Origin of the sequence: Curtobacterium sp. MCPF17_047 (assembly GCF_003234045.1) — a bacterium.
Taxonomy (GTDB): Bacteria; Actinomycetota; Actinomycetes; order Actinomycetales; family Microbacteriaceae; genus Curtobacterium.
In genome coordinates, this window is sequence record NZ_QKSF01000007.1 from 149,520 (window position 1) to 172,211 (window position 22,692).

The 22,692-nt window shown below is 71.3% G+C and carries 18 protein-coding genes and 1 tRNA gene; 12 read left to right on the forward strand and 7 right to left on the reverse strand.

The genetic code is table 11. The features are described from left to right. Positions 1-109: 109 nt before the first annotated feature. A complete protein-coding gene (locus DEJ33_RS09170) occupies positions 110-1,546 on the reverse strand; it encodes a zinc-dependent metalloprotease (protein WP_111078656.1) in 1,437 nt (478 codons plus the stop codon). 103 nt (positions 1,547-1,649) lie between these two features. Here DEJ33_RS09170 and DEJ33_RS09175 point away from each other — a divergent pair, with 103 nt between their 5' ends. The 3 genes from DEJ33_RS09175 (at position 1,650) to DEJ33_RS09185 (ending at position 6,101) form a co-directional block, all read left to right on the forward strand. After that, the gene (locus DEJ33_RS09175) at positions 1,650-2,759 is read left to right on the forward strand and encodes a PDZ domain-containing protein (RefSeq protein ID WP_258374634.1); all 1,110 of its coding nucleotides are present in this window, start codon (positions 1,650-1,652) and stop codon (positions 2,757-2,759) included. Between the two features lie 214 nt (positions 2,760-2,973). After that, positions 2,974-5,961, forward strand: coding sequence for a UPF0182 family protein (locus DEJ33_RS09180; protein ID WP_181437288.1), 2,988 nt, complete (start codon positions 2,974-2,976; stop codon positions 5,959-5,961). Positions 5,962-6,024: 63 nt separating this feature from the next. Beyond that, positions 6,025-6,101 (forward strand) — tRNA-Met (locus DEJ33_RS09185). Between the two features lie 201 nt (positions 6,102-6,302). On the opposite strand, the gene DEJ33_RS09190 is transcribed toward DEJ33_RS09185, so the two are convergent. Further along, complete coding sequence (locus tag DEJ33_RS09190) at positions 6,303-7,244, reverse strand: aldo/keto reductase (RefSeq protein ID WP_111078658.1); 942 nt, start codon at positions 7,242-7,244, stop codon at positions 6,303-6,305. A 99-nt stretch (positions 7,245-7,343) separates the two neighbouring features. Here DEJ33_RS09190 and DEJ33_RS09195 point away from each other — a divergent pair, with 99 nt between their 5' ends. Continuing rightward, positions 7,344-7,940, forward strand: a complete 597-nt coding sequence (locus DEJ33_RS09195) for a TetR family transcriptional regulator (RefSeq protein WP_111194791.1) — start codon at positions 7,344-7,346, stop codon at positions 7,938-7,940. 70 nt (positions 7,941-8,010) lie between these two features. After that, the gene (locus DEJ33_RS09200; RefSeq protein ID WP_111194792.1) at positions 8,011-8,826 is read left to right on the forward strand and encodes a carbon-nitrogen hydrolase family protein; all 816 of its coding nucleotides are present in this window, start codon (positions 8,011-8,013) and stop codon (positions 8,824-8,826) included. Between the two features lie 50 nt (positions 8,827-8,876). On the opposite strand, the gene DEJ33_RS09205 is transcribed toward DEJ33_RS09200, so the two are convergent. Continuing rightward, the gene (locus DEJ33_RS09205; RefSeq protein WP_111194793.1) at positions 8,877-10,079 is read right to left on the reverse strand and encodes an aminotransferase class I/II-fold pyridoxal phosphate-dependent enzyme; all 1,203 of its coding nucleotides are present in this window, start codon (positions 10,077-10,079) and stop codon (positions 8,877-8,879) included. 221 nt (positions 10,080-10,300) lie between these two features. Here DEJ33_RS09205 and DEJ33_RS17470 point away from each other — a divergent pair, with 221 nt between their 5' ends. From DEJ33_RS17470 to DEJ33_RS09230, 5 genes are all read left to right on the forward strand, one after another. Continuing rightward, on the forward strand, positions 10,301-12,271 hold the full coding sequence (locus DEJ33_RS17470) for a S1C family serine protease (RefSeq protein WP_111194794.1): 1,971 nt from the start codon (positions 10,301-10,303) through the stop codon (positions 12,269-12,271). Between the two features lie 228 nt (positions 12,272-12,499). After that, positions 12,500-13,543, forward strand: coding sequence for a glycosyltransferase family 2 protein (locus DEJ33_RS09215; protein ID WP_111078663.1), 1,044 nt, complete (start codon positions 12,500-12,502; stop codon positions 13,541-13,543). A 5-nt stretch (positions 13,544-13,548) separates the two neighbouring features. After that, entirely contained in the window at positions 13,549-14,397 is an 849-nt protein-coding gene (locus DEJ33_RS09220) for a CDP-alcohol phosphatidyltransferase family protein (RefSeq protein WP_111078701.1), read from the forward strand. A 50-nt stretch (positions 14,398-14,447) separates the two neighbouring features. Further along, a complete protein-coding gene (locus DEJ33_RS09225; protein WP_258374632.1) occupies positions 14,448-15,302 on the forward strand; it encodes a glycosyltransferase family 2 protein in 855 nt (284 codons plus the stop codon). A gap of 87 nt (positions 15,303-15,389) precedes the next feature. Further along, positions 15,390-16,622 (forward strand): CDP-glycerol glycerophosphotransferase family protein, encoded by a 1,233-nt coding sequence (locus tag DEJ33_RS09230; protein ID WP_111078664.1) that lies wholly within the window; start codon positions 15,390-15,392, stop codon positions 16,620-16,622. A 90-nt stretch (positions 16,623-16,712) separates the two neighbouring features. Here DEJ33_RS09230 and DEJ33_RS09235 read toward each other — a convergent pair whose 3' ends face one another. The 4 genes from DEJ33_RS09235 to DEJ33_RS09250 all read right to left on the reverse strand — a co-directional run bounded on the left by DEJ33_RS09235 (position 16,713) and on the right by DEJ33_RS09250 (position 19,492). Beyond that, positions 16,713-17,015: a hypothetical protein gene (locus DEJ33_RS09235; protein ID WP_111078665.1), complete on the reverse strand. Its 303-nt coding sequence runs from the start codon at positions 17,013-17,015 to the stop codon at positions 16,713-16,715. Between the two features lie 108 nt (positions 17,016-17,123). After that, positions 17,124-17,894: an ABC transporter ATP-binding protein gene (locus DEJ33_RS09240; protein WP_111078666.1), complete on the reverse strand. Its 771-nt coding sequence runs from the start codon at positions 17,892-17,894 to the stop codon at positions 17,124-17,126. Next, positions 17,894-18,718: an ABC transporter permease gene (locus DEJ33_RS09245; RefSeq protein WP_111078667.1), complete on the reverse strand. Its 825-nt coding sequence runs from the start codon at positions 18,716-18,718 to the stop codon at positions 17,894-17,896. Before DEJ33_RS09245 ends, DEJ33_RS09240 begins: the two co-directional genes overlap by 1 nt. A gap of 78 nt (positions 18,719-18,796) precedes the next feature. After that, positions 18,797-19,492: an NTP transferase domain-containing protein gene (locus tag DEJ33_RS09250; RefSeq protein WP_111078668.1), complete on the reverse strand. Its 696-nt coding sequence runs from the start codon at positions 19,490-19,492 to the stop codon at positions 18,797-18,799. Positions 19,493-19,854: 362 nt separating this feature from the next. On the opposite strand from DEJ33_RS09250, the gene DEJ33_RS09255 reads away from it, so the two are divergent. Further along, the gene (locus DEJ33_RS09255; protein ID WP_258374796.1) at positions 19,855-21,078 is read left to right on the forward strand and encodes an ABC transporter ATP-binding protein; all 1,224 of its coding nucleotides are present in this window, start codon (positions 19,855-19,857) and stop codon (positions 21,076-21,078) included. Next, entirely contained in the window at positions 21,054-22,625 is a 1,572-nt protein-coding gene (locus DEJ33_RS09260) for an ABC transporter permease (protein WP_146242577.1), read from the forward strand. Before DEJ33_RS09255 ends, DEJ33_RS09260 begins: the two co-directional genes overlap by 25 nt. Positions 22,626-22,692 lie beyond the last annotated feature (67 nt).

Below are 22,692 nucleotides of genomic sequence, written 5' to 3' on the forward strand. Positions count from 1 at the left end.
CTGGCGCACCACGGACTCCGGCGGGCGGCGGGCAGCGGGATCTGTGGAGAACCCCCGGCGGACCGCCGGGTGTGGACGGGAGGCGGGATGCGCCTCCCGTCCGGGACGACTACTGCTGCTGCGGGCCGCCGATGGGGCCGCCGGTCGGGCCGTCAGCCGGGCCACCGGCGCTGCCGTCCTCGCCGGTCTCGTCGATCCCGCCCGCCTCGTCCTCGTGTGGACGGTCGTCCGTCGCATCGTTCAACAGGTCCTCGAGCGCACGGTCGAACGCGTCGTCCTCGGCGGACTGCGACGGGTCCCGCAGTCGGGCGACGAGCGACTCCGGAGCGTCGATGTCGTCCGAGCCGGGCACCAGGTCGAACGCGGCCCAGAGCGCGTCGCGCTGGTCGGCGCCGAGCTCGTCGGTCACGCGCTGCCACATCGCGGCGGCCTCGCGCAGTCGGCGGGGGCGGAGCTCCAGGCCGACCAGCGTGGCGAACGCCGACTCTGCGGGACCACCCGCGGCACGGCGGCGCCGGACCATCTCGGCGATCGCACCGGCGCGGGGGAGACGCGCGGTGGCGGCGGCGGTGACGGTGTCGACCCAGCCCTCGACCAGGGCGAGCATCGTCTCGAGCCGGGCGAGGGCGGCGTCCTGCTCGGGCGTCCGCGGCGGGATGAGCGCTCCGGAGGCCAGCGCGTCACGCAGCTGCTCCTGGTCGGTCGGGTCGATGCCGGAGAGCGATTCCTCGACCCGGTCGAACGGGATGTGGACGCCCTTCGCGTACTCGGTGATCGACGAGATGATGTGCAGGCGGAGCCAGCGGGCCGAGCGGAACAGCCGGGCGTGTGCGAGCTCGCGCACCGCCAGGTAGATGCGGACCTCGTCGACCGGGACGTCGAGCCCGTCGGCGAACTCGGCGACGTTCTGCGGCACCAGGGCGGCGACCTGTTCGTCGAGCAGCGGCACGCCGACGTCGCCGCCGGACACGACCTCTTTCGCGAGCTGTCCGACCACCTGGCCGAGCTGGATCGCGAAGAGGGCTCCACCGACACCGCGCATCGCCTTCGAGACGTCGCCGAGCATCGCCTTGAGCTCCTCCGGCGCGCGCTGGTCGATGGCCTCGGTGAGGGCGGTCGCGATGCTCGATGCGACGGGTTCGGCGATCTGCGACCACACCGGGGCCGTCGCCTTCGCCCACTGCTCGCGGGTGTAGACGCTCGGTGTGGCGGTCAGTTCCGCCACCGTGGTGACCTCGTCGAGCCAGAGGGCGGCGACCTGGAACGCCTGAGCCGACACCTGGGCGGTCGCGGGGTCGAGCGGCTCGGCGCCCTCCCGTGCGATGGCGGCGGCGCGGTCGGCCGTCACCGTGAAGTCGATGCCGTCCGACCCGGTCTGCGCGGCACGCTGGAGTTGGCTCATCAGTTCGGCGACGGCGGCGGGGTCGTTCGGCAGGCCGGCGGCACCGGCGAGCTGCGACGGGTCGATCTGCCCCTCGCCGGACAGGAGCTTGCGGAGCATCTCCTGGAAGTCGTCGTCCGGCCCCGGCTGCGGTTCATCAGGCATGCCGACTACGCTAACCGCTGCCCGCGGGCCCGGACCTGGGACCGGCCCGGGCATCCGCCCGGACGGCTGCGCCGTGGGCGAACAGCCTCCGGAAGGACCCTGCGTGACCCTCTTCGCCCCCGCTCCCCGTCGTCGTTCGCGATCGCGGACGGTCGGGTGGGTCTTCGTCGCCGGAGCCGTCGTGCTGGGTCTGGTCGCGAGCGTGCTGCCGAGCCCGTACGTCATCGAGATGCCCGGCCCGGTGTTCAACACGATCGGCACCCAGCGGCAGGGGACCGGCAAGGACGCGAAGGACGTCGAACTGATCCAGGTCGACGGACACCGCACGTACCCGACCTCCGGCGCGCTCGACATGCTCACGGTGAGCGTGCAGGGCACCGCGACCGAGCGGCCCTCGTGGACCAGCGTCGTCCGGGCCCTGTTCACGAAGTCGCAGGCGGTCGTGCCGGCCAGCGCGATCTACCCGCCCGGTACCTCGACCGACCAGGTCAACAAGCAGGACGCCGCCGACATGACGAACTCCCAGCAGTCCGCCGTGGCCGCCGCCCTGATCCACCAGGGGTACCGGATCCCGACCGAGCTCGAGGTCGGCAGCATCCAGGACGGCTCCGCGGCCCAGGGCGTGGTCCGCACCGGCGACGTCGTGACCGCCTTCGACGGGAAGTCCCTCCGCACCAACGCCGACGCGACGGTGCTCCGCGAGCTCGTCGCGGAGCACGGCACCTCGTCGCCCGCGACGGTCACGGTCGAGCGTGACGGCGCGACCCGCGAGCTCTCGCTGACGCCCCGCTCCGAGCAGGGCACGGCCCTGATCGGCGTCGGGGTCGTCGAGCACTACGACTTCCCCTTCGACGTCGACATCAGGCTCCAGGATGTCGGCGGCCCCTCGGCCGGCATGATGTTCGCGCTCGGGATCATCGACGAGATCACGCCGGGCAAGCTCAACGGCGGCCGACACGTGGCGGGCACCGGCACGATCACGGCCGACGGCGAGGTCGGGCCCATCGGCGGGATCCGCCAGAAGCTCTACGGGGCCGAAGCGGCCGGCGCCACCGTGTTCCTCGCGCCGAAGACGAACTGCGACGAGGTCGTCGGACACGTGCCGGCGGGCCTCGACGTCTACGCCGTCTCCACCCTCGACCAGGCGGTCACCGACCTGCAGACGATCGCCGCCGGCCGCAGCACCGCCGGTCTGGAGCGCTGCACGACCTGAACGTCCGGTCGGACGGGGGACGGGCCTCCCGGCCGGACGGGAGGAACGTGGCGACTTCCTGAGACGCGGCACAGGTTCACTGTCGGCCGGGGCGAATAGGATCGTCAGCACTGACGGCTCGGCCTGCCGGCGCCGCCGGTCCGACACGTCTGGAGCACAACAAGTGACGAACCCCTCGACCACCGCGGGACGGCGCTCGCCGCGAGTCCCGATCGTGGTCACGATCATCGTGCTGGCCGCACTGGTGATCGGCTTCTTCATCTTCGCCAGCCTCTACACCGACTACGCGTGGTTCACGCAGCTCGGGTTCGAGCGGGTCCTGACCACCAGGTGGCTCGCCGGGACGGCGATGTTCGTCGCCGGGTTCCTGGGCATGGCGGTCCCGGTGTGGCTGAGCATCACGCTCGCCTTCCGGTTCCGTCCGGTCTACGCGAAGCTCAACTCGCAGCTCGACCGCTACCAGCAGGTCATCGAACCGCTGCGCCGCGTCGTTATGCTCGGCATCCCCGCGGTGCTCGGCGTCTTCGCCGGTCTCGCGACGGCCCCGCGCTGGAGCATGGTGCTGGAGTACTTCAACCGCACGCCCTTCGGCAAGACGGACCCGCAGTTCGGTCTCGACATCGGCTTCTACGTCTTCGAGCTGCCGTTCTGGCGTGCCGTCGTGGCGTACTCGTCCGCGGTCGTCCTGATCGCCGGGCTCGCCGCCCTGGCCGCCACGTACCTGTACGGGGCGCTCCGCTTCGGTGGCCGCGAGGTCCGGATCTCGCGTGCCGCCCGTGTCCAACTCGCGGTCACGGCAGGCGTCTACATCGCCCTGCAGGCAGCCAGCCTGTGGCTCGACCAGTACGCCGCGTTGACCAAGGACAACTCGCTGATCACCGGTGCGCAGTACACCGAGGTGAACGCGACCATCCCGGGTCGCGAGATCATGGCCGGCATCGCCGCGATCGTGGCGATCCTGTTCATCGTGACGGCGGTCATCGGCCGCTGGCGCATCTCGATCGTCGGCACGGGCCTGCTCCTGGTCGCGGCGATCGTCATCGGCGGCATCTACCCGTGGATCGTCCAGCGCCTCCAGGTCGCACCGAGTGAGCGGTCGTTCGAGTCGGCGTTCATCCAACGGAACATCGACGCCACCAGGGACGCCTACGACGTCGCGGGCGTCAAGGAACGCGACTACGACGCGACCACCACGGCGACGTCGGGTGCGCTGTCGGAAGACGCTCAGACCACCGCGAACATCCGCATCATCGACCCGAAGATCGTCGCGGACACCTACAGCCAGCTGCAGCAGTACCGGCAGTACTACCAGTTCCCGGACCAGCTGGACGTCGACCGCTACCAGGTCGACGGGAAGACCGAGGACACCGTCCTGGCCGTTCGTGACATCGACCTCGACGGGCTCGGCTCGTCGGCGACGCAGTACAACCGCACGTTCGTCTACACCCACGGCTACGGCGTCGTCGCGGCGTACGGCAACCAGCGTGCCAGCGACGGCAAGCCGGTCTTCATCGAGTCGGGCGTCCCCGCCGGCGGCGACCTCGGCAAGTACCAGCCGCGCGTGTACTTCGGTGAGAACTCGCCCGCGTACTCGATCGTCGGGGCGCCGAAGGGCACCAAGGACGTCGAGCTGGACTACCCGTCCGGATCGGACGACAACGACGGCAACGCGACCACGACCTACGCGGCCGACGGTGGTCCGACGATCGGCAACTTCTTCAACCGTCTGGTCTACGCAGCCAAGTTCCAGTCCGAGCAGATCCTGCTCTCGAACGCCGTGAACGCGGACTCGCAGATCCTCTACGACCGTGACCCGGTGCAGCGCGTCGGCAAGGTCGCGCCCTACCTGAAGCTCGACAAGGACGCCTACCCGGCGATCGTCGACAACCGCATCCAGTGGGTCGTCGACGGGTACACCACGAGCAACGCGTACCCGTACTCGCAGAGCCAGAGCATGACGGACAGCATCAACGGCACCGACACCGGCAGCTTCCGCACCGACCAGGTGAACTACATCCGGAACTCGGTCAAGGCCACGGTCGACGCGTACACGGGCAAGGTCACGCTCTACGCCTGGGACACCACTGATCCGGTGCTGAAGACCTGGCAGAAGATCTTCCCGACGTCGCTGCAGCCGGTCTCCTCGATGAGCGCCGACCTGCTGTCGCACGTCCGCTACCCCACGGACCTGTTCAAGGTCCAGCGCAGCATCCTCGGCACCTACCACGTCACCAACGCCAACTCGTTCTACTCGGGCGACGACGCGTGGACGACCCCGGTCGACCCGACCTCGACGTCGACGAGCGCGGGTGACTCCGACTCGGCCGGCTCCGGCTCGGGGACGAACACGACCACGACGAACGCGCTCGGGACGCAGACCACCGCGACGAACCCGGATCAGCAGGACCCGTACTACCTGACGATGAAGGTCCCCGGCTCCGGCACGGCGTACTCGCTCTACAGCACGTACATCCCGAAGCAGAACTCGTCGTCGAACGCCCGGAACGTCCTGACCGGCTACCTGGCCGTCGGGTCGGACGCCAGTGGGGCGGGCAAGGGCAAGAAGGGCAAGGGCTACGGCAAGCTGACGCTGCTGACGATCCCGAAGACCGACAGCATCCCCGGGCCGTCCCAGGTGCAGAACCTGTTCAACTCGGACCCGACCGTGTCGCAGGAGCTCAACATCCTGAAGCGCGGGAACAGCACGGTGAAGCAGGGCAACCTGCTGACCCTGCCGGTGGGCGGTGGCTTCCTGTACGTCCAGCCGGTGTACGTGCAGTCCACCTCGAGTGGTTCGTACCCGCTGCTGCAGAAGGTCCTGGTGGCCTTCGGCGACAAGATCGCGTTCGAGGACACCCTCGACCAGGCACTCGACGAGCTCTTCGGCGGCAACTCCGGGGCGGCCGCGGGTGACTCCGGTGCCGCATCCGGTTCGGACTCGGCGGACACCGGGTCGGACGCGTCGACCGGTGGCAGCTCGACCGGTGGCAGCTCTACCGGCGGTGCGACGGGTGGTTCGTCCGCGGGCAGCACGGACCCCGACGTGCAGCAGGCCCTCTCCGACGCCGACAAGGCACTCCGGGCTCGCGAGCAGGCGTACGCCGACAACGACCTGGTCGCGGCGGCCGAGGCCGACAAGCAGCTGCAGGAGGCCATCGAGGCCGCCATCGCCGCGGAGGGCAGCAGCGCCCCGCAGGGCTGAACACGCCGAGCGGGGTGCTCGATTTGGCACCCCGCTCGGGTCCGTGTAGTGTTTTCCATGTGCCGCGGGGTGGAGCAGTTCGGTAGCTCGCTGGGCTCATAACCCAGAGGTCGTAGGTTCAAATCCTGCCCCCGCAACCAATGCGACACAAGAAGCCCCGGTCCTCACGGACCGGGGCTTCTTCGCGTTCACCGCGGACTTGGTTGGCCGCGTTCGCTGTCCGGTACGGCGCGATCCCCGGCAGCGCCGAGGCGGCTGTGGTGACGGACGGGAGGCCCGGTGCCAGCTGGCACCGGGCCTCCCGTCCGTCACCGGGCCGAGTCGTGGCCTCGCGCTGTTCCTCAGCTCGTGGCGCGTGCGCCACGGACGCCGCGTCCGAGGACGTCGATGCGCGCGAGCTCGTCCGCGGACAGGGCCACCTCGGCGGCGGCGACGTTCTCCGCGACGCGCCGCGGGTTGCGCGACCCCGGGATCGGCACGATGTCGTCGCGCTGCGCGAGGATCCACGCGAGCGCGAGCTGGGAGAGCGAGATGCCCTTCTCGTCGGCGAGCTCGGTCAGGCCGCCGACGACCGCGGTGTTTGCGTCCCAGTGCTCGGGTGCCCACCACTCCAGCCACTGCCGGATGTCGTCCGCCGCGTACGCGCTCCGCGGCTGCACGGCTCCGCTGAGGAAGCCGCGCGCCAGGGGTGAGTACGCGACGAGGCCGATGCCGAGCTCGTCCACGACGGGGAACAGCTCCTCGGACTCGCGGGCGAAGACCGAGTACTCCGTCTGCAGCACGGAGATCGGATGGACCGAGTGTGCGCGGCGGATGTTCTCCGCGTCCGTGTTCGACAACCCGAGGTAGCGGACCTTGCCGGCCTGCACGAACTCCTGCATGACGCCGACGACGTCCTCGATCGGTACCCGGGGGTCGTGCACGTGCTGGTAGAGCACGTCGATCGAGTCGGTACCGAGGTTGCGCAGGCTCGCGTCGACGACCTGCCGGATGTGGTCGAGCTGCGAGTTCGGGGCGAAGGTGTCGGGCGTGAAGCCGAACTTCGTCGCGATGGTGACCTCGTCGCGGATCGGTGCGAGGGCGGCGCCGAGCAGGCGTTCGCCCGTCCCCCACCCGTAGAGCTCCGCGGTGTCGAAGTGGGTCACGCCGAGTTCGTGGGCGTGCCGGATCGCGGTGATCGACTCGGTGTCGTCGCCGGGCCCGTACGCGAAGGTCGTCCCCATCGCGCCGTAGCCGATCGCGCTGACGACGAGGCCCTGTCGTCCGAGTGTGCGTTGCTGCATGTCGTTCTCCTCTCGAGTGGATGTCTGTTGGCACACTACGCCGATGCTGGCAGAGACTGTCAAGTACGGCTCATCCTGTCATCGCGGTAGACTCGCCCCATGAGCGAGACGACGACGCCGACGCGGAACGTCCTGCGCGACATCACGCGCGACGCCGTCCGGGCGCGCATCGCCGCGGTGGCCATCGCCCGCTTCGACGCGGACGGCTTCGACCGGGTCACCGTCGAGCAGGTGGCGGCCGAGGCAGGGATCTCGGCTCGGAGCTTCCACCGGTACTTCCCGGCGAAGGAGGACGCGGTCATCGGCGATCCGGCACGACACCGGGACGCCCTCGCCGCGGCGTTCCGGGACCAGCCGGACGAGGAGCCCGTCTGGACGGCCCTGCGCGAGTCCTTCGCGACGATGCTCGTGCACGGCGGCGACGACCCGGAGACCGGGCGTCGTTCCGTCCGGGTGATGACGAGCACACCGTCGCTCCGTGCCCGGAACCTGGAGAAGCACCAGGCGTGGGCCGAGGCGCTCACGCCCCTGGTCGCCGATCGTCTCCGCGGGACGGACACCGACCTGCGTGCCCGGACGATCGTGCAGGCGGCGCTCGCGTGCTTCGACGTGTCGATCACGACCTGGGCGACGGGCGACGACGACGTGGTCGCGATCCTCCGGCGGTCGTTCGACGTCCTCGCCGTCCGGGGCTGACGGGCCGACGTCCGGAGCCGACGGGCCGAGGTCCGGGGCCGTCGGGCGGACGTGCGGTTACCCTGACACCGTGACGACCCTGACGATCGCGGCAGCCCAGTTCGCCCCCGTGGACGACCCCGCGGCGAACCTCGAGACGGTGCGGGCGGCCGCGGTCGACGCGGTGGCCCGGGGCGCGCGGCTCCTGGTCACCCCCGAGTACACGTCGTACTTCTCCCCGGAGATCGACGACCGGTTCGTCGCCGCAGCCCAACCGCTCGACGGTCCGTTCGTGACGGGGCTCCGCCGGATCGCGCGCAGCACCGGGATCGCGCTCGTGGTCGGCGTCGCCGAGGCGGCGCAGACGGCGGACCGCTTCCGCAACACCCTCGTGGCGATCGCTCCGGACGGTTCGCTCGTCAGCACGTACCGGAAGGTGCACCTCTACGACGCCTTCGGCTCCCGCGAGTCGGACCACATCGAGCCCGGCGATCCGGAGCAGCTGCCCGTGTTCACGTTCGACGGCGTCCGGGTCGGGCTGGAGACCTGCTACGACCTGCGCTTCCCCGAGGTCACGCGCCGCCTGGCGGCCCCCGAGGACGGTGCTGCCGACGTGGTGGTCGTCCCGGCGGAGTGGGTGCGCGGGCCGGGCAAGGAACACCACTGGCGGACGCTGCTCACGGCGCGGGCGATCGAGAACACGGTGTGGGTGCTCGGCGTCGGGCAGGCGCCGCCCGTCGGCATCGGGGGATCGGTCGCACTCGACCCCACCGGCACCGCCGTCGCCGCGCTCGGGGCCGAGCCCGGGCTGCTCGTCACGACCGTCGACACCGCGGTCACCGAGCGGGTGCGGACCGTCAACCCGTCCCTGTCACTCCGTCGGTACGACGTGCGCGCGCGGGGCTGAGGGCGACAGCGCAGGCGGGCCACCGACGCCGACGGGTCGCCGGGAGGCGCTCAGACAGCCGCGGCGAGCCCCGCCAGCCGGGCCACGGCCTCCTCGAGCACCGACCGCCGCTTGCAGAAGGCGAACCGGATGAGGGACCGGTACCCGTCGACGTGGTCGGGCCGGACGAACGCGGACACCGGCACACCGACGACCCCGGCGATCCCCGGGAGCTCCAGGCAGAGGGCCCGGGCGTCGTCGTACCCGAGGGGTGCCGCGTCCGCGATGACGAAGTAGCCGGCGTCCGGCCGGAGGACGTCGAAGCCGGCGGCGGCCAGGCCGTCGGCCAGGATCTGCTGCTTCGCCCCGAGATCGGCCGCGATGCCGGCGAACACCGCGTCCGGCAGTCGCAGCCCGGTGGCGATCGCCGGTTGGAACGGCGCCCCGTTGACGAACGTCAGGTACTGCTTGACGGTCGTGATGGCCTGGACCAGCGCCGGGGGAGCGGTGAGCCAGCCGATCTTCCACCCCGTCGTGTTGAAGGTCTTGCCGGCGCTGGAGATCGACACGGTCCGTTCGCGTGCCCCGGGGAGTGTGACCGGCGGGACGTGCGTGCCGGCGAACGCCAGGTGCTCGTAGACCTCGTCGGTGACGATGACCGCGTCGGACCGCTCGGCGAGCTCGACCACGGTGCGGAGGACCTCGACCGGCAGCACCCGACCGGTGGGGTTGTGCGGGGTGTTCACGAGGACGACGCGGGTGCGGTCGGAGAACGCGGCACGCAGGTCCGCCTCGTCCGGCAGGAAGTCCGGGGCCCGGAGCGGGACGGTGACGTGCGTCGCACCGGCCAAGCGGATGAGGGCGCCGTAGGCGTCGTAGAACGGCTCGAAGGTGATGACCTCGTCGCCGGGCTCGACCAGGGCGAGCAGGGTGGCGGCGAGGGCCTCGGTCGCGCCGGCGGTGACCAGTACCTCCCGGTCGGGATCGACGTCCAGGCCGTACCACCGTGCCTGGTGTTCCGCGACGGCAGCGCGCAGGTCCGGCGTGCCACGGCCCGGTGGGTACTGGTTCGCACCGGTGCGGATCGCGCGGACCGCGGCCTCCAGCACCTCGACCGGACCGTCCTCGTCCGGGAAGCCCTGCCCGAGGTTGATCGCCCCGGTCGCCGCCGCCAGCGCGCTCATCTCGGCGAAGACGGTCGGCGCGGGCGCCCCGTCGGCTCCCAGGAGCATGGCGCCCTCGGCGGCTCGCAGCCACGGACCGGTCTGCCGCATGAGCGACCCCTCTCGACGTCGCGGCACCGGCCGGGAGGCTCGGCGCACGCTGGCCACCAACCTAGCGTCCGCCCCGTGCCGGCCCCGGAGCCGCGGGCCTCCTGCGCGGACCGCGCACACAGCGGACGCATACGATCGGCTTGGCCACCTCGCAGGTGCGCCATCATGACCGCCCAGGTCGGTGGTGGAGACTGCAGGGGCTTGAAAGGAGCACGTCCAGCATGAGCGACACCACGCCCAACGGGCACGGCGACGACGACCGTCGCGACGAGACCACCGGTCCGGACGAGGCGAACGGCAGCCAGCACGGGCACCGCGACGCCGACGACACGGACGTGGCGGGGACGACTCCCGGAGCGGAGGGCGAGCACAGGGTGGCCTCCGACCACCCGACCGAGCAGTACACGACCCCGTACCCGACCTTCGGCGGCGGATCGTCCTCGGACGCCGACGCCACGGCGACCGCTGAGTACGGCCGGACCGGAAACGACGCCCGGACCGGGTACGACGCCCAGGACGCGACGTACGGGCAGTACGGCCAGTACTCGCAGCAGGGTCAGTACGGCCAGCAGGGTCAGTACGGCCAGGACCCGCAATACGGTCAGAGCCAGTACGGCCAGAGTCAGTACGGCCAGGACGCGCAGTACGGCCAGGGTCAGTACGGCCAGCAGGGTCAGTACGGCCAGGGTCAGTACGGTGACGCGTCGCAGTACGGCCAGCAGGGTCAGTACGGCCAGGCGTCGCAGTACGGCCAGCAGGGTCAGTACGGCCAGACGTCGCAGTACGGCCAGCAGAGCCAGTACGGCCAGGACCGCCCACGCTACGGCGAGTACTCCGGCGCCGCAGCCCCGACCCCGTCGTCCGACCAGCCGCCCTCCTCCGCGACGAGCTCGTTCGGTGACGCCGCGGACCAGCAGCGTGCGAACGGCCACTACTTCTCCGGCGCTCCCGCGTCGACCGGCACCACCACCCGCGAGCGTCCCGGCCGCAACAGGCTCCTGCTGCCCGCCGTGGCCATCGCCCTGGTCGGCGGGCTCATCGGCGGCGGCATAGTCTGGGCCGCCGACTCGGCCACCGACGGCAACGCCACCTCGAGTGGCTCCGGCACCTCGCAGAGCGGCGGGAACCTGACCGTCAACGACTACGACTCGGCCACCGTCGTGACCGCGGTCGCCGCGAAGGCCACTCCCTCCGTCGTCACGATCAACGTCTCGGCGAGCAGCGAAGCCGGCACCGGTTCCGGCGTCATCCTGAACAAGGACGGCTACATCGTCACGAACACCCACGTGGTGACGCTCGACGGCGACAGCTCGAGCGGCACCATCTCGGTGACGACCTCGAACGGCCGCGTCTACAAGGGCAAGCTCGTCGGCACCGATCCGACGGTGGACCTCGCGGTCATCAAGATCGACGCGCCGGACCTCACCCCGATGGACTTCGCCGACTCGTCGAAGCTCAACGTGGGTGACACCGCCGTGGCGATCGGTGCTCCGCTGGGACTGTCGAACACCGTCACGGACGGCATCGTCTCGACCCTGAACCGCAGCATCCAGGTGACGTCGAGCGACCCGAACGCGGGCGGCGACTCGAACGAGGGCCAGGGCAACAACGGCAACGGCCCGTTCGACTTCTGGGGCAACGGCGACAACGGCAGCAGTTCCTCGGCGAGCACCACGGTGTCCCTGCCGGTGATCCAGACCGACGCGTCGATCAACCCCGGCAACTCGGGCGGTGCGCTGCTCGACGACAAGGGCCGGCTGATCGGCATCAACGTCGCCATCGCCAGCGCCGGCAGCTCGAGCTCGTCGAGCGCCCAGTCGGGCAGCATCGGCGTCGGGTTCTCGATCCCGTCGAACCTGGTGAAGCGCGTCGCGTCCGAGATCGTCGACAACGGCAAGGCCACGCACGGCCTGCTCGGTGCGTCGGTCGGTGACGCGACAGAGGACGCCAACGCCTCGCAGGTCGGCGCCCTCATCAAGTCGGTCGTTTCCGGTGGCGCGGCCGCCGACGCCGGGCTGCAGAAGGGCGACGTCGTCACGAAGCTCGGCGACGCCACGATCGCCGACGCGACGGACCTCACCGCGCAGGTCCGCTTCTTCGCCGGTGGTGCCACGACGAAGGTCACCTACGTCCGCAACGGCGAGACCCGGACCGCCGACGTCCAGCTGGGGACCTACGACAGCTCGAAGTGACCCGACCGACCCCTGACGGGAGGCCCGCCACCGGTCCGGTGGCGGGCCTCCCGTCCGTCCGGGGCACGGGCGGGACCGGCCAGTACCGCCGGACCGGCTCGACGGGATCTGCTCCCGCGCCGGTCCAGGGTGCGGCCAGGTGTCCGCCTCGGGTGCTTGATAGGCTCGGTCCGCTCTGCGGGGCGGCCCCACCAGGTCGTGTCGCGCCCGCCGGACCCCGAGGATCACATGCAGCACGACGGACAGGCCCTGCCGGGTGTCTCCTACGTCATGCCCGTCCTCAACGAGGTGACCGAGGTCCGCGCCGCGGTCGGCAGCCTGCTCGACCAGGACTACGCCGGGCCGTTCGAGGTCATCCTGGCACTGGGTCCGTCGATCGACGGCACGAACGAACTCGTCGCCGAGATGAGCGCCGCCGACCCGCGGATCCGCGCGGTCGACAACCCCGTCGGGTCGACGCCCGCCGGTCTCAACGTCGCGATCCGTGCCTCCGAGCACCCGATCGTGGTGCGGGTCGACGCGCACAGTGTCCTTCCTCCCGACTACACGCGCATCGCCGTCCGGACCCTGCAGGAGTCCGGAGCCGACAACGTCGGCGGCATCATGCGGGCCGAGGGGCGGACGCCGTTCGAGCAGGCCGTTGCCCTCGCCTACGGCAGCCGCGTCGGCCTCGGTGGGACCCCGCACCACGTCGGTGGGCAGGCGGGCCCCGCTGAGACGGCGTACCTCGGGGTGTTCCGACGTGAGCGCCTGTTCGCGGTCGGTCTCTTCGACGAGGGGATCAAGCGCGGGCAGGACTGGGAGCTCAACCGGCGCCTCCGGACCACGGGCGGCACGGTCTGGTTCACGCCGGAGCTCGTCGTCACCTACCGTCCGCGCCCGAGCCTGAAACGTCTGGTGCGTCAGTTCGTGGCCACCGGTCTCTGGCGCGGCGAACTGGCACGGCGGTTCCCGGCCGGCAACGGGCTGCGCTACTTCGTCCCGCCGCTGATGGTCGTGGCCGTCGCCCTCGGGCTGGTCGCCGGACTCGTCGGTGTCGTCGGGGCGGTCCTCGGCTCGCCGTCGGCGTGGGCGATGACCGGGTTCGCGATCCCGGCGGTCTACCTGCTCTTCGTCGTCGTCGGTGCCCTCGCGGTGTCGCGGCGATCGGTGCCGGCGACGCGGGCGTGGCTGCTCGTCGTGCTGCCGTGCATCCACGTCGGCTGGGGTGTCGGCTTCATCATCGGGTTCCTGACGCGGACCTCCGATCTGACCACGCACACGGGACGGTGACCGACATGGCCGACGATGACCTCGGGAACGGCGGCGCGCCGGACCCCCGGGACGCCCGCGGGTTCACCCGCCCGACCTCGATCGCCGAACTGCGGGCGGTCGCCCAGCCGGACGAGGTCCGTGCGCGCGCCAACGCCGAGCACTGGACGGCCTCGCTCTACCTGCGGGACGTCTCGCCGTACCTGACGTCGGTGCTGCTCCGCACCCGGGTCAGTGCGAACCAGGTCACCGGTCTGATGATCCTGGTCGGGTGGTCCACCGCGGCCGCGCTGCTCATCCCGGGCATCTGGGGTGCGCTGCTCGCGCTCGTGCTCGGGCAACTGCAGATGCTCGTCGACTGCTCCGACGGCGAGGTCGCCCGGTGGCGCGGGACCCGTTCCCCGGCCGGCATCTTCCTCGACAAGGTCGGGCACTACACGACCGAGGGGCTCATCCCGATCGCACTCGGCGTCCGGGCGGCGACGTGGCCGATCCACGGCGTCGACTGGATGTGGACGACGATCGGCTGCGCCCTCGGCCTGGTCATCGTCCTCAACAAGGCCCTCAACGACATGGTGCACGTGGCGCGTGCGCACGGCGGCATGGAGAAGCTCGCCGACCGGCGCGACGGAGTCACCGCGCCGTCGGGTGCCCGGCTCGCGACGCTCCGCCGTGTCGCCCGCTTCCTGCCGTTCCACCGGCTCTACCACTCCGTCGAACTGACGATCATCACGTTCGTCGTCGCCCTGCTGGCGCTCGTCATCGGGCACCCGCTGGCCGACCGGATCCTGGTCGGGGCGCTCCTGCCGCTCGCCGTCCTCGCCACCGCCGGGCACTTCCTGGCGATCATGTCGTCGAAGCGGGTCCGCGCGTGAGGCCCGGCACGCTCCGTCGGGAGGCGGTGCCGCACCGCGACCGACCGCGCGTGGCCGTGGTGAGCCTGTCACAGGGCACCCGACCCGAGGACCTGCGACGGGGCCTCGAGAGCGTGCTCGCGCAGCAGGGCGTCGAGCTCGACGTGGTCTGCGTCGGCAACGGTTGGCAGCCGGTCGGACTGCCCGACGGCGTCCGCGCGCTCGCCCTGCCGGAGAACCTCGGCATCCCCGCTGGCCGCAACGCCGGTGCCGCCGAGGTCGACGGTGACTACGTGTTCTTCCTCGACGACGACGCCTCGGTCCCGTCGCCGACGTTCCTCCGCGACGCCATCGCCCTGTTCGAGCACGACCCGTCGCTCGGGCTGGTGCAGCCACGGGTGGTCGACCCCACCGGGTCGGCGAACCCCCGACGCTGGGTGCCACGGATCCGGAAGGGCGACCCGGAGCAGAGCTCACCGGTGTTCTCCGTCTGGGAGGGCGCCGTCGTCCTGCCGATGGACGTCTGGCGGGCGGTCGGCGGTTGGGGAGCCGAGTACTTCTACGCGCACGAGGGCATCGAGCTCGCGTGGCGGGTCTGGGGCGCCGGACGACGCACCTGGTACGCGGGCGAGCTCGTCGCGAACCACCCGGCGATCGACCCGGCGCGCCACCGCGAGTACGTCCGCCTCAACGCCCGGAACCGGGTGTGGCTGGCGCGGCGCAACCTGCCCGCCGTGCTCCGGCCCCTGTACGTCGGCAGCTGGGCCGCGATCCAGGTGTTGCGCTGGTGGCGGTCGCCGCGGCGGCTCGCGACCTGGTTCGGTGGTGTCGCCGAGGGGTGGCGCACCGACTGCGGGCCGGTCCACGTGATGGGCTGGCTGACGATCGGCCGGATGACGCTGGCCGGCCGCCCACCCGTCGTCTGACAGGGTCGGGACGGACGGGAGGCGCGCCTCCCGTCCGTCCTGCACCGCACCGAACGACCTGTCCGACCCACCGCCCAGGAGCACAGCATGGCCATCGTCAAGGACGCCCGTACCGCGATCCGGCTCGCGCAACGGCTGTGGCGGTCGCGGCAGACGCGGTCGCAGCTGGCCCGTCGGTTGCCCTCGATGCCGATGCCGGCACCGGGGACCGTCGAGATCGCCGTCTACTTCGCCGACGGTCCGGTGAACATGTACCAGATCCGCCAGTGGTACGGCCCGCTCGCCGAACTGGCCCGGCACCGCGGGGTGGCGATCCTGTCCCGCAGCCCCGGAGCGATGCTGGTGTTGGCGGACGAGTCACCCGTCCCCGTCGTCTACGCCCGGCAGGTGGTCGACCTCGAGCGCTTCGTCACCGAGCAGGCGCCGAAGGTGGTGCTCTACGTCAACCAGAACGCCCGCAACTTCCAGATGATGCGGTACGGGCGGATGTGGCACGTCTTCGTCAACCACGGCGAGAGCGACAAGATGTACATGACGACGAACCAGTTCAAGGCCTACGACGCCGCGCTGATCGCCGGCGACGCGGCCCGGGACCGGCTCGCCGACGCGCTCTGGGACTACGACCTGGACGCGCGCACGATCGCGATCGGTCGGCCCCAGGCGGACCACTTCGCCGGCGAGCCGCCGTACCCGGCGGACGACCGCACCGTCGTGCTGTACGCGCCGACCTGGGAGGGCGACCGTCCCGCGGCCGCCTACGGGTCGATCGCCAGCCACGGCACGACGATCGCGGAGCAGGTCCTGGCGTCGGCACGACACCGGCTGGTGTACCGGCCGCACCCTCGCAGTGGGGTGCTCGACGCGGACTACCGGTCGGCCCACCAGCGGATCGTCGCCGCCATCACGGCCGCGAACGCCGCCGACCCGTCGGCGCACCACGTGTACGACGACGGGCCGACGCTGGGCTGGCAGCTCGCCGGGGCCGACGTGGCGATCACCGACATCAGCGCGATGATCTACGACCGCCTGGCCGTGGGCAAGCCCCTGATCGTCACCCGACCGGTGTCGCCCGAGGCCGACGTCGACGAGCGCGGCTACCTGGGTGACGCGAACTGGCTGCGGGCGGAGGACGCCGAGGACGTCGTGGCGCGGGTGGACCGCGCCGCCACGGACGCGGACGAACTGGCCCGACTCCGCCACTGGGTGGAGCGGTACTTCGGGGACACCACGCCGGGCGTCGCCACGGCGCGCTTCCACGACGCGATCGACCGGCTCGTCGCACGCTGGCATGAGGTCGCGCGCTCCCGATCGGCCGACTGACCTCCGGCGTGCGCCGGCGTCGCCCGTGTGGGCGCCGCCGGTGTCGGCGCCGTCGCACGGGCGTCCGGATGCCCCGGGCCGGGTGCCCGGTCACGGGGCGAACCCGGGTCCGGCGAGCGACATCCGCCACAGGAACTCCGTGCGGTCCGGTCGGCGCCACCGGACGATGACGACACCGGTCTCGTCCGCGCCGGCGCCGAAGACGGCCAGGGACAGGCCGCGCCCCGGCTCGAGGCGTCGGACGACGAGCGGCGGCGAGTAGCCGGTGCCGAGGTGGGTGAGGGAGATCCCGTCGAGGGTCTCGGTACTGGTGTTGACCAGTTCGTAGCGGCGTGGAGCGGCTGATCGGTCGATGGAGAAGGGAACCGGGTAGGCGGTGGTGGGGTGGTGCATGGGGAGCACGCTAGGGGTGGGGTCCGACGTCGGGACCCCCGGAGGGCCCTCGGGGAACCGGGGCTGTGGAGCGTGCTGCGGAGGTGCTCGGTTGTGGAGGAGTGGGCGTCAGACGCCGTGGTCCGCGTTGTACCGCTCGAGGGCCTCGTCGATGGGTCCGTCGAACTGCAGTCGGCCACCGTCGAGGTACAGGCCCCGGTCGCAGAACCGGCGCAGGTCCTTGTCGTTGTGCGAGACGAAGAACAGCGTCCGGCCGCCCGCCAGGAGCTCCTCGATCCGCTTGTAGCACTTCTCGCGGAACTTCTTGTCGCCCACGGCCAGGACCTCGTCGACCAGGATCACCGGCTCGTCCAACCGCGAGATGACGGCGAAGGCGATCCGCACCTTCATGCCGCTCGACAGGTGCTTGTAGGGGGTGTCGACGAAGTCCGCGATCTCGGCGAACGCGATGACCTCGTCGAAGGCGGCACGGATCTCGGCCCGCGACATGCCGTGCAGCCCCGCGGTCAGGTAGACGTTGTCCCGCACCGTGAGGTCGCCGACGAACCCGCCGGTGATCTCGATCAGCGGCGCGACACCGGCGCCGACGTGCACACGGCCCTCGTCCGGCAGCATCACCTGGGCGACGAGCTTGAGGAGCGTCGACTTGCCCTGTCCGTTCCGTCCGACGACGCCGATGGCCTCGCCGGGACGGACGTCGAACGACACGTTCCGGAGCGCCCAGAACTCGTCCGCCTTCCGCCGGCGCTGTCCCCGGCCGAAGAGGTCCTTGAAGCTCCGGCTGGCACGGCGGTTCCGTTTGAAGCGGATCCCGGCGTCGGTCACGGAGATCACCGGCGCGGTGGCGCGAGCGGTCGTCACGGGTTCGGTCGTGGCCATCACAGCTCCTTGAGGACGCGGTGCTCGCTCCGACGGAACACGACGAGCCCGATGACGAGGACGATGCCCGTGACGACGACCGACGCGAGCACCTCCTTCCAGTCCAGCTGCCCGGGGAAGAACGCCGAGCGGTAGATGCCGAAGATGCCGCTCAGCGGGTTGATCGCGGCGAGGTCGTGCAGGGCCTCCGGCAACGCCTGCGTGCCGTAGATGATCGGGGATGCGTAGAACAGGAAGCGCAGGACGAGCTTGACCGCTCGCTCGAGGTCGCGGAAGAAGACCACGAGCGGTGCCACGATGAGCCCGAGGCCGTAGACCAGCGCGACCTGCAGAACGATCGCCAGCGGCCACAGCACGACCTGCCAGTGCAGGTGGGCTCCGGTGGCGATGACGAAGACCGCGAGCACCGGGATGCTCAGCAGGAACTCGATGCCCTTCGACGCGTCGATCCGGGCGACCCAGATGCTCCGCGGGATCGTCGTCGAGCGGATCAGCTTGGCTTCCTTGATGAAGGCCCGCGTCGAGTCCGACACGGCCCCGGTGAACCACATCCAGGGCAGCAGCGCGGTGAGCAGGAAGACGATGTACGGCTCCTCACCCACCTTGCCGCGGTGGAACACCTGGGTGAAGACGAACCAGTAGATGGCCGACATCACCAGCGGGTCGAGGATCGACCAGAAGTACCCGAGCGCCGACGTCGAGTACCGCACACGCAGGTCGCGCACCGTCAGCAGCCAGAGGGCCTGGCGGTACCGACGACCGGAACCACGCGGAGCCACCGGCGTCGCGGCGACGACGGTGGTCTGCGTCTGCGCGTCAGTCATGGGTTCCCTCCGGCCGGGACCGCGCCGAGGGGCGGGCCACCCGGGCCGGTGGGCCGGATCGGGGGATCCTGACCGGGCTCAGGCGAACAGGTCGTTCGCGCGCTGCAGGTCCTCGGCGAAGTCGATCTCGACCGCGTACAGGTCGGAGATGTCGATCGGCGTCCAGCGTAGCCCGTCCTCGGCGATGGCAGCCTCGATGCCGCCCTCGAAGTACTCCTGGTCGTCGACCCGGCCGAGCTGGCGGATCAGCGCCTGCTTGTCAGCTGCGGAGACGTAGTTGATGCCCACGGCTTCACCCAGGCCGCCGACGACCTTCTTCGAGAGCTTCGCGATGAAGCCCTCGGCGTCGATCGTGTACTTGACCTCTTCGTCGGAGACCTTCTCGGTGTTGACGCTGACGAACGACCTACCCTCGTCGATCATGTCGGCGGCACGGACGAGTGCCATCGGGTCGAAGACCACGTCGCCGTTCATCCAGAGGACGCCGCTCTTGCCGGTCGCCTTGAGTGCCCGGAGCAGGCTCTTCGAGGTGTTCGTGGAGTCGTAGGACTCGTTGTAGACGAAGTTCGCCTCGGGGAAGGCCTCGACGATGTACTCCGACTTGTAGCCGACGACGATCGTGACCCGCGCGCTGGACCCGAAGGCGGCACGGATGTTGTCGAACTGCTGCTGCATGATGGTGCGGCCGTCGCTGAGCTCGGTGAGCGGCTTCGGCAGGCTGCGCCCGAGGCGGCTGCCCATCCCCGCTGCGAGGATGACGATCTGCGTGGTCATGCTTGTCCCTTCCGGTGTCCGCCTGCGTCCGGTCCGCCCGTGAGGGTGGAGGTTCCGGTCCGCACTGGGGGACACGTCGAGCGTGTCCTGACGGGCACTTCGATACGGCTTTCCTGGATACTGCTCGCACCGCGTTCGAGTTGGCCGGGAGTCGCGTGATCCGGAGCGACGAACGCCCGGTCCAGCAACCGCTCCGGGAGCGCTGCGGGCAGGTTTCCGAGTGGTGAACACTCCGTCGTGTCTCGGTGAATGATACGGAACCACCCGGTGCCGGGGTACGGGTCGGGCAGCATCGTGTTCAATTCGTGACCCGGTCCGACACGGCTCAGCGAGTGGTCGGAACCGTTGGTACGGTTGGCCTCGTGTCGGCAGGAACAACGGGAAACGACGACGTCTACAGCACGTCGGACGCGACGTGGACGGCCGACGCGGACGACGACGGCACGACCGTCGCCCTGGGGACGGGCGACGACGACCACGACGACACGGGGGACACGGGTGCGTACGGCGCGCCCGCGGGTGACGACATGACGGACGACAGGACCGACTCGGAGACGACGGCGGGGGCGGACGTCCTGCCCGCCGGGTCGCCGTCGAGCACGACGCCACAGCCTCGCCAGGGGAAGAAGCGGGACAAGCGTTCCGGCCGGGCGACCCGGCCGCAGGGCTCGGCCCGCACGGGCGACGAGCCGGACGGCCGGGAGGCCCGGGGCGGCTCCGGCACGTCGGCATCCCGGAACGGCTCGGGCGGCTCGGCCGGCACGGGCGGCGCGCCCGGCTCGACCACGACGAAGCGCCCGACCGGTCGGCCGAACGTGCCGCAGCAGCCCGTCGTGCTCCGCGCCGACGGCCTCGTCAAGCGGTACGGCCAGACGCTCGCCGTGGACGACGTCGACCTGGAGATCCGGAAGGGCTCGATCTTCGGGGTCGTCGGCCCGAACGGCGCCGGCAAGACGACGACGCTCTCGGTCCTCACGGGCCTCCTGCGCCCGGACGCCGGCACCGTGACCGTGCTCGACCACGACGTCTGGGCCGACCCGACCGCCGCCAAGCGGGCGATGGGCGTCCTGCCGGACCGGCTCCGCCTGTTCGACCGCCTGACCGGCGCGCAGATGCTCTTCTACTCCGCGACGCTGCGCGGACTCGACGGCAAGACCGCCCGGAGCCGCAGCGCCGACCTGGCCGAGGCGTTCGGCCTCGGCGACGCCCTCGGTCGACCGGTCGCGGACTACTCGATGGGCATGGCGAAGAAGATCGCCCTCGCCGCCACGCTCATCCACTCGCCGCGCGTGCTGGTGCTCGACGAACCGTTCGAGTCCGTCGACCCGGTCAGCGCGACGACCATCACGGACATCCTGCGGCGCTACACCGCGGGGGGCGGCACCGTCGTGCTCTCCAGCCACTCGATGGAACTCGTCCAGCGCACGTGCGACTCCGTGGCGATCATCGTCGGCGGCAAGGTCCTGGCCGCCGGCACCATGGCGCAGGTCCGCGGTCGTCGCAGCCTCGAGGACAAGTTCGTCGAACTCGCCGGCGGTCGTCCCGTCGCAGAGAGCATGGAATGGTTGCACAGCTTCTCCGGCTGAGGGTCGACCTGCTCGCGGGCCAGGTCCGCGGTGGGGCACGCCGTCCGGCCGCCGTGGTCGTGGGCAGCCTGGTCGCCCTGGTCGTCGTCCTCTGGGCGGCGACCGTCCTCGGCGGGCTCCGCACCGCCGACCCGGTCGCCGCACGGACGATCGTGGTCCTGGTCGGCACGGCGGTGGCCATCGGCTGCACCGTCGTGCCGTTCGCCGTCGGTGTCGCCGACCAGTTCGACCCACGGCGCTTCGCCGCGTTCGGGATCGGGCAGCGCGACCTGGCCGTCGGACTCGGTGTCGCCGGGCTCCTGGGCATCCCGGTCGTCGCGGTCGCCGTGCTCGCCGTCGCGCAGGTCGTCACCTGGAGTCGCGGTGCCGGCCCGGCCCTCCTGGCCGTCGTCGCCGCCGTGCTCGTGCTCGCCACCACGGCCCTGCTCATCCGCGTCGGCAGCACGCTCGGCGCGCTGGCGTTCGCCGGCCACCGCGTCCGCGAGGCCAACTGGCCCGTGGTGCTCGTCGGACTCGTGCTGCTCGTCCCGTCCGTGTCGCTCCTGCTCCGGACCGACCGGCTCGACCCGGCCGGACCCGCACTGCAGGGACTCGCCGACATCGCCGGGTGGACGCCGTGGGGTGCAGCGTGGGCCGTGCCCGCCGACGCCGCGACCGGTCACGTCGGGACGGCGGTCGCCCGGCTTCTCGTGGCGCTCGTCGTCGTCGGGCTGCTCGGCCTGGCCTGGTGGGCACTGGTCGGTCACGTGCTCGTCACGGTCCCACGTCCGCTCCGTGCGCGCCGACACCGCGCGCTGGGCTGGTTCGACCGGCTCGGCTCGACCCCGTTCGGCGCCGTCGCGGCCCGGGCGCTGACGTACTGGACCCGCGACCCGCGGTACCGCAGCTCGTACCTGATCCTGGCGTTCGTGCCGATCGTGGTGCTGCCGCTCGGTGTCGCCGGGGTGCCCTGGGCGTGGACGGCCCTCGTGCCGCTGCCGCTGATGGCCCTGATCGCCGGGTTCCTGCCGCACAACGACGTCTCCTACGACAACACGGCGGTGTGGTTGCACGTCGCCTCGGGCGCTCCGGGCTGGACCGACCGCCTCGGTCGTCTGGTGCCGCTCATCGTCGTCGGCGTCCCCCTGCTGGTCGCCGGGGCTGCGGTGTCCGCCTGGCTGTACGGCGACATGGCCGCGTTCCCGTTGCTCGTGGCGGTGTCGGCGAGCGGGTTGCTCGGCGGTCTCGGCCTGTCGAGCATCGTCTCGGTCGCACTGCCGTACCCGACCGTCCGACCGGGTGACCACCCGTTCCACCAGCCGCAGGCCGCGGGGGCGACGGCGACCGTCGCGCAGACCCTGATGGTCATCGGCACGGTGCTCTGCATGGTGCCGGCCGGGTGGTTCGGCGTGCGCGCGCTCATCGGGGCGGAGGACCCGTCGCTCACGCTCGTCCTCGGTGTCGGGATCGGGATCGGCGTGGTCGTCCTGGTGCTCGGCGTCGTCGTCGGAGGCGCGGTGTTCGACCGACGTGGCCCGGACCTCCTGGCCGCGGCGCAGCGGAACTGACCCACCGCAGCCGCTCCGCCCACGCGCTGCACCCGCTCTGCCCGCGCGCTGGAGCCGGCCCGCCTAC

Excerpts from the sequence above, each read along its gene's own strand:
- DEJ33_RS09190 (WP_111078658.1), bottom strand. The coding sequence starts at position 7,244 with ATGCAGCAACGCACACTCGGACGACAGGGCCTCGTCGTCAGCGCGATC.
- DEJ33_RS09205 (WP_111194793.1), bottom strand. The coding sequence starts at position 10,079 with ATGCGGCAGACCGGTCCGTGGCTGCGAGCCGCCGAGGGCGCCATGCTC.
- DEJ33_RS09170 (WP_111078656.1), bottom strand. The coding sequence starts at position 1,546 with ATGCCTGATGAACCGCAGCCGGGGCCGGACGACGACTTCCAGGAGATG.
- DEJ33_RS09240 (WP_111078666.1), bottom strand. The coding sequence starts at position 17,894 with ATGGCCACGACCGAACCCGTGACGACCGCTCGCGCCACCGCGCCGGTG.
- DEJ33_RS17470 (WP_111194794.1), top strand. The coding sequence starts at position 10,301 with ATGAGCGACACCACGCCCAACGGGCACGGCGACGACGACCGTCGCGAC.
- DEJ33_RS09250 (WP_111078668.1), bottom strand. The coding sequence starts at position 19,492 with ATGACCACGCAGATCGTCATCCTCGCAGCGGGGATGGGCAGCCGCCTC.
- DEJ33_RS09245 (WP_111078667.1), bottom strand. The coding sequence starts at position 18,718 with ATGACTGACGCGCAGACGCAGACCACCGTCGTCGCCGCGACGCCGGTG.
- DEJ33_RS09230 (WP_111078664.1), top strand. The coding sequence starts at position 15,390 with ATGGCCATCGTCAAGGACGCCCGTACCGCGATCCGGCTCGCGCAACGG.
- DEJ33_RS09215 (WP_111078663.1), top strand. The coding sequence starts at position 12,500 with ATGCAGCACGACGGACAGGCCCTGCCGGGTGTCTCCTACGTCATGCCC.
- DEJ33_RS09235 (WP_111078665.1), bottom strand. The coding sequence starts at position 17,015 with ATGCACCACCCCACCACCGCCTACCCGGTTCCCTTCTCCATCGACCGA.
- DEJ33_RS09260 (WP_146242577.1), top strand. The coding sequence starts at position 21,054 with ATGGTTGCACAGCTTCTCCGGCTGAGGGTCGACCTGCTCGCGGGCCAG.
- DEJ33_RS09220 (WP_111078701.1), top strand. The coding sequence starts at position 13,549 with ATGGCCGACGATGACCTCGGGAACGGCGGCGCGCCGGACCCCCGGGAC.
- DEJ33_RS09195 (WP_111194791.1), top strand. The coding sequence starts at position 7,344 with ATGAGCGAGACGACGACGCCGACGCGGAACGTCCTGCGCGACATCACG.